The organism is Corallococcus sp. AB045 (assembly GCF_003668895.1).
GTDB classification, from domain to species: Bacteria; Myxococcota; Myxococcia; order Myxococcales; family Myxococcaceae; genus Corallococcus; species Corallococcus coralloides.
The window spans coordinates 46,640-54,886 of record NZ_RAWN01000045.1 but is presented as its reverse complement, the minus strand read 5'-3'; the positions used below and the strand labels follow the sequence as shown (position 1 = coordinate 54,886).

Sequence of the window (8,247 nt, the reverse complement as noted above, 5' to 3'; positions counted from 1 at the left end):
CGCCGGGGGAGGGGACGGGTGAGTCGCCGGACATGGCGGTATGGACTAGCACTGAAGGGCGCGCTTCGCCCCTGACGAATTGAGTGGGCGCCTGCTTGGCGGGCGTTCTTGGGGAGGATTCTCCTTGCAGGCCAGTACACACCTGCATGCGAACCGTGGGAGTGACGCACGGCGGAAGGATGCACTCAACGCGCGCCGGGCCGTATCATCGTCGCATGACGACACGGCGCACGCTCACCGACCTGATGGCCGAGGTGTCCGGCCGCGCCCGCGACTGGGCATCGCCGCAGGACCTCGGCGTCGATCCCATGACGGTCACGGCCGCCTGGCTGGCGAGCGACGATCCGGTGGCGATGCTGTTCCTGCTCGCCGCGGTGCAGCCCCGACGCGAAGTGGAGAAGTGCGTCGAGCTGGCGACCGAGATGTCGTTCTTCGAGCCCATGCGGGACGAGGCTCACACGATGAGTCGCCGCCTCCCCGGTATGAACTTCAATGGCCGGTCACCGTTCTACTTCATTCATCTCTACCAGCGGCTGCACTCCGCCTTGCGGTGGATGGAGGAGACCGAGCGGTCGCGGCTCGAGCTCAAGCTCGCCGCGGCGATCCGCGTCGTCGTCCCCGATCCGTTCACGCTCGTCGGGCCCGCCGTATAGGGCTCGGGGATGAACAAGCGATGAGCATGGAAAAGGAACGTGAAGATTTCCAATGCTGGCTGGCAGACATGGATGACGCTCTTCAGAGATTCCTGGACGGTCTGTCCTCTGAGGTTGCGGCACGCCTCGATTTCTCCCCCGGTTCGCTTGATGTCCTAGAAGCTTGGATCTTGAACAAGTACGCAAGCACCCAGGAGATGCTTCCTCCATCCGAGAGCCGCCTCGTCGATGGCCTGGCTCGATACATTGGCGAGACCTTCCGGAAAGCTGTCGGTGGTCACTGGGAGATGCGTCTTGATGACCCGAAGTACGTCTTTCATGGCATACCGCAACTGACTGGTTTCTGGGAGAAGCCAACGCCCGTTTGTCCATTGCCCCTCGCAACTGCCTCGGCTAATCGTCGCACGGGGCGGTACCTTGGCGGCGTGCTGGCGGTCTATCTCCGCGACAAGCAACGCAAGGCATCGCGAACCTGTCAGGACCCACAAAGATTGGTGGTCGCGAAGCAACTAAACTCATAGGAGGCCAGAGCGATCTTCCTCGTGCCGCTGGTGCCACAGTAATCCTGGCTCGCCGTTGCCTGGCATACGCCAAACTGACACATGTTGGCCGCGTCCGCTTCCGCCTCGGCGATCGCGAGGTCAAAGGCCGCGGCACACGTGCGGCCAATGCCTGCTCCTGCTGTGATGTCTTGCGTTGCGGCGCAGGTGGGGAGCGCACGAACGGAGTCCGGCGGCTGGTAGTCGAGCACCAACCGGGGAGGGTCGTACTGGCAGCTTCCGTTGCGCAGGAAGTCCATCAGGACGCGCGGGCCCGTTGAGGTCTCGCCGTTGTAATTGATGAACTGACAACCACTCGCGGCGTGCGTGCTTCGGAGCCTCTTGTCCGTCAGATCGGCTCAGGCGTGCAGCGGGCGTCCGAAGACGCCGTCGCCACCACCTGGCCCCCGCTCCAGAACGTCACGGTCACGGTGATCATGCCGGGGCTGGTCGGACAGTAGAAAGGACACGAGAGCGTACCGTCGCAGTACGCAGGCAGGAGCAGGTCGGCCCACCCGGAGTCGAAGCCCCAGGTGGTCGTGTCGTAGGCGATGCTGCCGGAATAGGCACTGCAATAGTTGCTTCCCTGGCAGGTGAGCACCGGGTCCTGGGCTGACGCGGGCTGACTCCAGAGACCGCCCAGCAGGGCGGCAATGGCTACGACATGTCCGGCTTTCATGGATGAATCCTCCGTGGGTCGCTTGGCATGCCCTGCCGGTTCCCGCGTCTTGAGCACCATTGTCCGTCCCAATCTCACGCGTACAGCGGGGCGTGCACGACATTAGAAGACGTGGAGTGCTGCGTAAAGGTTTGGCTGGAGATCGAGCGCACACAGGCGCTCTTCGCAATGGGCAACACGCTACCTGGCGAAAGCCGCGTCCTCTTGCGCGAGTCATTGCATGGCAATGATTGCTGCCTGCGGGCCTTGGCCATTGGCGTCCAGATCACGCGTTCGCGGCTGAAACAGGTTGCTGCAGGACTGTTGTAGAAATCCTACAAAGCGCCTATCGCCTTTCTTTTGTGTTTTCTTGGTTTCTTGGTAATCAAGGCCGCTCAAAGGAGCCGGAAGAATGCGCACCCTGAACAAGCTCTCAGTCGCGGTGGTGTTGGGTCTGTTGCTCGGCGGTTGCGGCGTCACGGACCTGGGCGGAGAAGACGTCACCTCTCAGCTCGAGCAGGACTTCGGTGGCCCGAGCGGCCTCATGGACTTCTTCGAGAGCCACACGGAGGAGGAGATCCGGCAGGCGCTGACGCCCTACGGCGTCGGGTACGTCGCCCACGGGGACGTCACCGCGGCCTTGATCAGCGACTGCCCGAAGCTCTTCCCGTCGACGGACCGGAACAAGTGGCACAGCTTCGACGGCGAGTACTACTTCATCGACAGCGTGGGCCGGCCGAACCGGGCGTACAAGGATCTGCCGCGGATCACCGCCGCGCCGCGCGTCGACTCCTGTCAGACGAACGTGGGTCAGTGGGGAGACGCGGAGAACCCCAGCAACGACTACGACGGAGGACACCTCATCGGCTCACAGCTCGGGGGCTGGGGAGGGCGGGCGAACCTGGTGCCTCAGGATGCCAACTTCAACCGTGGCAACTGGTTGCAGCTCGAGAACGCGATGGCCGGGTGCGGGAGCCTGCCGATCGGCCGGCTGCGCTACTCCATCGGCGCGAACTACCCGAACTCCACCGCGCTCATCCCCAACAACCTGACGATGCAGATCACCAACCAGTCCACGGGGAGCGCCGTGTCCATGTCCTTCTCGAACACGGACGGCGGCGGGACGAACGGCACGACCGACCGGACCCGCGGCGTGAACTGGCTGTCGAGCCAGGGCTGCAACTGAGGCGCCGCTGAGGAGGGACGAAGGACGTCCGCTGGCTCTACATCGCGTGCTTCTGTCCCGCCTGCGAGCTCATCGGGGTGTACGCCGATTGGAAGTGCGAAGGCGGTGACGCGGACGTCTTCCTCGCGAGGACTTGAAGTTCGCGTCAGCTCCGGGCGGCCGGCGGCGGCATGGGGGGCGCGGTGCGCTGCCACGCCTCCAGCTCCTGCACGCGCCCGAGCCAGGCCCGGAGGTTCGCGTAGCCTTCGAGGGGCAGGCGCGCCGGGCCCGCGAGGGCGAACGACGCGGCGAGCGAGAGGTCCGCGAGCGTCAGGCGCTCCTGCGAGACCCACGTCCTGCCCGCCAGGTGCGAGTCCAGCACGGGAGCGGTCTGCGCGAAGAGGGCCTCGCCGCGAGCGACCTCGGCGGGGTCCGGCGGCCCGCGGCCGGTGCGCTGCTTCACGAAGTTCTCCAGGACGAGCACGGTGTTCGCCGGGGCCATGTGGGCCGAGCACCAGAACAGCCAGCGGTTGACGTCGGCGCGGCCCTGCGCGTCCGTGGGGAGCAGGGTCTGCCCCGGGGTCTTCTCGGCGAGGTACACCATGATGGCGCGCGACTCCCAGAGAACGAAGCCGCCGTCGTCCAGGACGGGGACGCGCCCGTTGGGGTTGATGCCCAGGTACGACGCCTCGCGCTGCTTGCCCGTGGTGAGGTCCACCACGATGCGTTCAAGGGGAATGTCGAGGTGGGCGGCCACGAGCAGCACGCGGCGCGAGTTTCCGGACAGGGGGTGGAAGTAGAGCTTCAAGACGGACCTCCGGGTCGGCGTTGGTGGAGGGGGAGGACCTATCCACCCCGGGTGACAAGGGTCTGTCAGGTATCGTCAGGGGCACGGCTTCAGGACGTGGAGGAACTTCTTCTCCGTCTGTCCGTGCGCCACCACCAGCCCGTTCCGCACGTCACCGGGTCCTCAAGCGGAGGCAGATGTGGCGGGCGTGTCCAATGAGGGCTGCACGGCTTCTCCACCGGCCTGGTGCACAGTTCGCGGCGCCCGTCAGCGTCCCGCCTCGGCACCTCTGCTCCAGCCCCCACCCTCAACAGGCCTTCACTTCGCCCGATGCGTGGCAACGGCAATCAGACGGCTGAAGCGCATGGAATACGAGGGGTTGCCACGATTGACTCTTGCAGGGGTGGATCTTGGGGTGATGGAAGCGTCAGGTCAGAAACAGTTCTGGCGTAGGGTGTCTGTCAGTGTCTCCCGGTACGCGCTTCTGCTGCGAGGCGTGCCTGTCCTTCGCGCAGGCACATTCCCACACCCAGGAGTGCCGATGAACGCGCTGAAGAAGTCCCTTCTCGCCGTTGCCGCTGTCCTCGCCGTGGCCCCCGCGTCCGCCTTTGCTCTTCCGCTGCAGTGCTGGGATACCTGCGAGGGTATTTGCGACGACCCCTGTTTCCTGGGGACCCGCCTCACCACCTGTGGCGCGGCGGGCTACTGCTTCCAGCCCGCGCAGCCTTCGCAGGAGAACGCTTCGGTCTCCTCCGAGCAGAGCCAGCGCGCCGACGACACCGCGCCGGTCTGCGACGCCGACCATCCGGGCGCGGAGCAGGCTGAGAGCTGAGCGGTCTTGAACGTCCACGAGGCCCGGCATCGCGTCCGGGCCTCGTGGTTTCTTGGCCGGAGTGCCTCAGCCCATCTGAACTGCGCAGTCAGTCCAGACAGCCCCGGAGCGATGGCTCGAGCTGTTGCAGCATCTCTCGGGCCTGCTCTTCCTCCGTCAGGTGCCGCTCGTAGCGCAGACGACCCGCCGCGAGTTCCCAGCAGTCGAGGATATCCTCGCACTGCGTCAGGATGGCGTACCAGCGCGCATCCTCGAGCAGCGGCGCGGCACTCTCGAGGATGCGATGCGCCAGCTCGTACTGCGCGTACACCATGTCAGCGCCGGCTGGCATGAACTCAAGGTAGAGCGCAGCAGGCAGCCGCGGGGCGCTGTCACTCGGGAGGAAGCGCAGCCCACGACGGCCGGCCCCCGGCTCGAACAGCCCTATTGCGTTGCGCGGCGATCCCCCTCCCATGTCCGGGTTCCGCGCCAGCGCCTCGGTCACCCACCGCCGCGCCTCCTCCTCGCGTCCTGCCCGGACGGGTAGCACGGCGGTCCATCGGGTGTGGACCGGAGCGACCTGCCAGACGCGGACGGTATGCATCAGCGAGGACCCGAGCCCCTCCAGGTGCGCCGAGGTCGCCTTGCGGCCGGGCTGATTTCGCCTCATCGAATGCCCAACATAGAGCAGCCGGAAATGTGCGTCGAGCGAGCCCGGGTTTCGTCGGACGACACGAACCGCAGACGGGCTCCGGCAAGACGCTCTCCGTCATCTGGCCCAGCGTCTTACGCGGAGTCCCGGCGCCGGGCGCTGGAGTCCTTCGAGCACGACTCCGTGGAAGCGCTCCTCACGCTGCACGGAGGCAATGTGTCCAAGGCCGCCGCCGCCGCGGACATGGACCGCGCATACCTGTATCGGCTCCTGCGCCGGCACGGCCTGAAGAGTTGATGTCTGGCTTGACTCGGGTGGGTGGAGTTTACATTTGTTGACTGGGTTCATGGATTGTTGGATTTGTCGCTGTCTGGAGGCATGTCCATGCATCGCAATCCGTACTATCTTGTGTTTGGGGCTGTGATTGGCTGTTGCTCGATGTTGTCCGGGGGCTGCGAGCCCTCGGAGGCGCGACCGTTCCATCCGGCGGATACCCTGAGCCGGCGTCAGGCCTTGGTCACCGCCGCGACGCCTGAAACGCTGCCCGTCAGCTTCCTGGCCGACATCGCCAGCGCGCTGCCCGAGAACCAGTCGGTCCCGGTCCATCATCCGGACTACGTCGCGCCCACGAACGATCCCAACATCCTGGTCACGACGACCGCGGATGTCTGGGTGACCTTCGTGTCCGAAGGCGCCACCTTCCGCAACACGCTGGGCTATTTCACCTATCCAGACGGCAGTCCGCCGACGACGGTGGAGGACGTGGAGAAGGTCGTCATCTTCCCCAATGCCTCCGCCTGGGGCTCCAATGGGGAACTTCAAGCTGGGGATCGTGTCCACCTGGGCCAGTTCTCCGCAGGGACGCGGCTGGGCTTCTTCCTGGTCGCGGATGGATGGGATGGCGAGCGGTTCGACCTGGGAAGGCCCACCTATTACACCGTGGAGGCGCTGAACCCGGAGGCCGCCGAGAACCAGCGGCGGCACGTCATGTCCGCGTACCATCAGGAAGCGCAGCGCAGGGTGCTGGGCTTCGAGGACTTCTCCCGTGCGCATGAGCAGGTGGACGACGACTTCAACGACGTCGTCTTCACGGTCCAGAGTGATCCCGTGGCCGGGACGGAGACGGGCGGACCCACCCTGCCGGACAAGCCCTGCCCGGAGGCCCCTTCCGCGCAGCTCCATTCCTGCCAGGAATTGCGCCAATACTGTCCCTCCCTCGGCAGTGGCCTCTATTCGCTGAACCCATGCGGCACCCAGGCGTCCGCGTATTACTGCGACATGACCTCCGACGGAGGCGGGTGGACGGTGGCGGGATGGCAGGCGGCCGATGCGAAGACGCACATGGGCATCGAGACGCGTGGGGTCCTGGGCGGCGGTGAATGGTCGAAGGACCTGGCATGTGTTTCCTTCAGTCAGGTCAGGGTCTTCAATCGCACCTATGGGGAGAGCTTTGCCCAGAGCTACAGCCCTGCGCCGTGGAGCTACACTCAGACGAACATGTTCTTCGGCGGGGCGGGAACAGCCTTCAAGCAGGGGGTCTATGGCCCAGCCGGCTCGCAGATCATGATGGGCTGCGTCAACTACAGCTACTACGGTGGTGTCTATCCGGAGTACGCCTGTGACTCCGATAGCCAGGGAGGAGCCCAGGGGCACCTTGCTGACTACGCGGGTGAGTACTGCGCTGGCGCGCGACTCGACTACACCTGGGCGTGGAGTGATGGTGCCACCTGCAAGTATCGCGGCGTGCCCTACACCTGGGGCTTCGCGGTCCGCTGAGCCTGGCGTCGTGTGATTTCCTAATCGTGTCGTGCAACGCCTCGAACGCCCAGAATGGGTTCGTGCGCCGAGCAGGTCGCTGGTGGGTAGCATGAGGGGTTGCCCTCAGTGGAGAGTGCCCGTGTACGACAAGCTGTATCAGACCCGTTACAGAGGCGTCCCAGAGCGAGTCGGCTACATCAATGACCTCACGAAGATCGCGAACAGACATGGCGGAACGCTGGAGTGCGGCTTCTGCCAGGGCTGCGAGGACTTCAACACGGGCGTCCCTTCTTCCAATGACTTGAGCAAGGATGGCGTCTGCTTCGGGCTGGTGCTCATGTGGCTGCGGATGAAGTTCGAGGAGAAACCCGCCAGCGACTTCCATGCCTGGCTCTTCGCCAGGGACGTGCGGGGCCGAAACGCCAAGATGGCCACGTGGATGCAGAACCAGCTCATGGCCATGGGCCTGGGCAATCCGGAGCAGGAGCGGACCTACTCAAAGGTCATGACGAAACAGAAACACGAGGCCGTGCGTGAACAGTTCAAGACGAAGTACCCCAAGGGGGGCTTCCCCGCGTACTTGAACTTCGCCAACGAGACAGGCGAGCTGAAATCCCCGCTGGACCGTTCATACGACCCGGAGGACTATGCGGGGACGCAACAGCGGGCGCGATACGTACTCGCCGCGGAGGCTCTCGGCTACACGTTCAAGCAATTGAATGCCCGCATGGGGCGCCTGCGGATCTGGCAAGAGGCGGAAATCAGCCAGCGGGATGTCTACGCATTCCAACTGGTGGCGAGCAAGATCACCAAATCGGCCACAAAGGCCAACCGCCTCTCCAGGAAGGACCGGATTGTCTCCGCCAGGCTCCGGGCGAGCTACGAACCCGGCGAGGACAAGGATGGGGTCGAGAAGCGGGATGAGGCAGCGCGGCTGATCGTTGATGCCATGGTCAAGTACAAGGACGAGCTCAAGAAAGAGGATACGTTCGTCATCATCTCCATCCCCAAGCATGACATGGGCGTGTTCTTTTCCCGCACGCCCTCGAAGGGCCACGGCGTCCTCTCCTTCTTTGATCCCAACTACGGCATCTGGCACTTCGAGAGCAGCTCCCTGGTCGATCGCTTCGAGAAATTCCATCGCTTCTTCACCGGGTTCACCTGCGTGTATCCGGACATGGACACGCTCTCGATCAAGATCCTCTCAAGGCATTGAGCTGGCCT

The 8,247-nt window shown here is 64.6% G+C and carries 9 protein-coding genes; 6 read left to right on the top strand and 3 right to left on the bottom strand.

Annotated features, from left to right (window positions below; all coding sequences use genetic code 11):
* The first annotated feature begins 215 nt into the window (after positions 1-215).
* Together D7Y21_RS13670 and D7Y21_RS13665 are read left to right on the top strand one after the other, a co-directional pair.
* Positions 216-653 (top strand): hypothetical protein, encoded by a 438-nt coding sequence (locus D7Y21_RS13670; protein ID WP_121713618.1) that lies wholly within the window; start codon positions 216-218, stop codon positions 651-653.
* 20 nt (positions 654-673) lie between these two features.
* Entirely contained in the window at positions 674-1,174 is a 501-nt protein-coding gene (locus D7Y21_RS13665; RefSeq protein WP_199735415.1) for a hypothetical protein, read from the top strand.
* A gap of 367 nt (positions 1,175-1,541) precedes the next feature.
* On the opposite strand, the gene D7Y21_RS13660 is transcribed toward D7Y21_RS13665, so the two are convergent.
* Entirely contained in the window at positions 1,542-1,871 is a 330-nt protein-coding gene (locus tag D7Y21_RS13660) for a hypothetical protein (RefSeq protein WP_120564366.1), read from the bottom strand.
* Positions 1,872-2,262: 391 nt separating this feature from the next.
* On the opposite strand from D7Y21_RS13660, the gene D7Y21_RS13655 reads away from it, so the two are divergent.
* Positions 2,263-3,036, top strand: a complete 774-nt coding sequence (locus D7Y21_RS13655) for a DNA/RNA non-specific endonuclease (RefSeq protein ID WP_120564367.1) — start codon at positions 2,263-2,265, stop codon at positions 3,034-3,036.
* A 145-nt stretch (positions 3,037-3,181) separates the two neighbouring features.
* Here the strand turns inward: D7Y21_RS13655 and D7Y21_RS13650 are convergent, their stop codons facing one another.
* On the bottom strand, positions 3,182-3,823 hold the full coding sequence (locus tag D7Y21_RS13650; RefSeq protein WP_121713616.1) for a glutathione S-transferase family protein: 642 nt from the start codon (positions 3,821-3,823) through the stop codon (positions 3,182-3,184).
* A gap of 520 nt (positions 3,824-4,343) precedes the next feature.
* Here D7Y21_RS13650 and D7Y21_RS13645 point away from each other — a divergent pair.
* Positions 4,344-4,634, top strand: a complete 291-nt coding sequence (locus D7Y21_RS13645; protein WP_121713614.1) for a hypothetical protein — start codon at positions 4,344-4,346, stop codon at positions 4,632-4,634.
* A gap of 88 nt (positions 4,635-4,722) precedes the next feature.
* On the opposite strand, the gene D7Y21_RS13640 is transcribed toward D7Y21_RS13645, so the two are convergent.
* A complete protein-coding gene (locus D7Y21_RS13640; protein ID WP_147469274.1) occupies positions 4,723-5,118 on the bottom strand; it encodes a hypothetical protein in 396 nt (131 codons plus the stop codon).
* A gap of 660 nt (positions 5,119-5,778) precedes the next feature.
* On the opposite strand from D7Y21_RS13640, the gene D7Y21_RS13630 reads away from it, so the two are divergent.
* Both D7Y21_RS13630 and D7Y21_RS13625 read left to right on the top strand, forming a co-directional pair.
* Entirely contained in the window at positions 5,779-7,041 is a 1,263-nt protein-coding gene (locus D7Y21_RS13630; RefSeq protein ID WP_158627285.1) for a DUF4114 domain-containing protein, read from the top strand.
* Between the two features lie 121 nt (positions 7,042-7,162).
* Entirely contained in the window at positions 7,163-8,239 is a 1,077-nt protein-coding gene (locus tag D7Y21_RS13625) for a hypothetical protein (RefSeq protein ID WP_121713608.1), read from the top strand.
* The last annotated feature ends 8 nt before the right edge of the window (positions 8,240-8,247 follow it).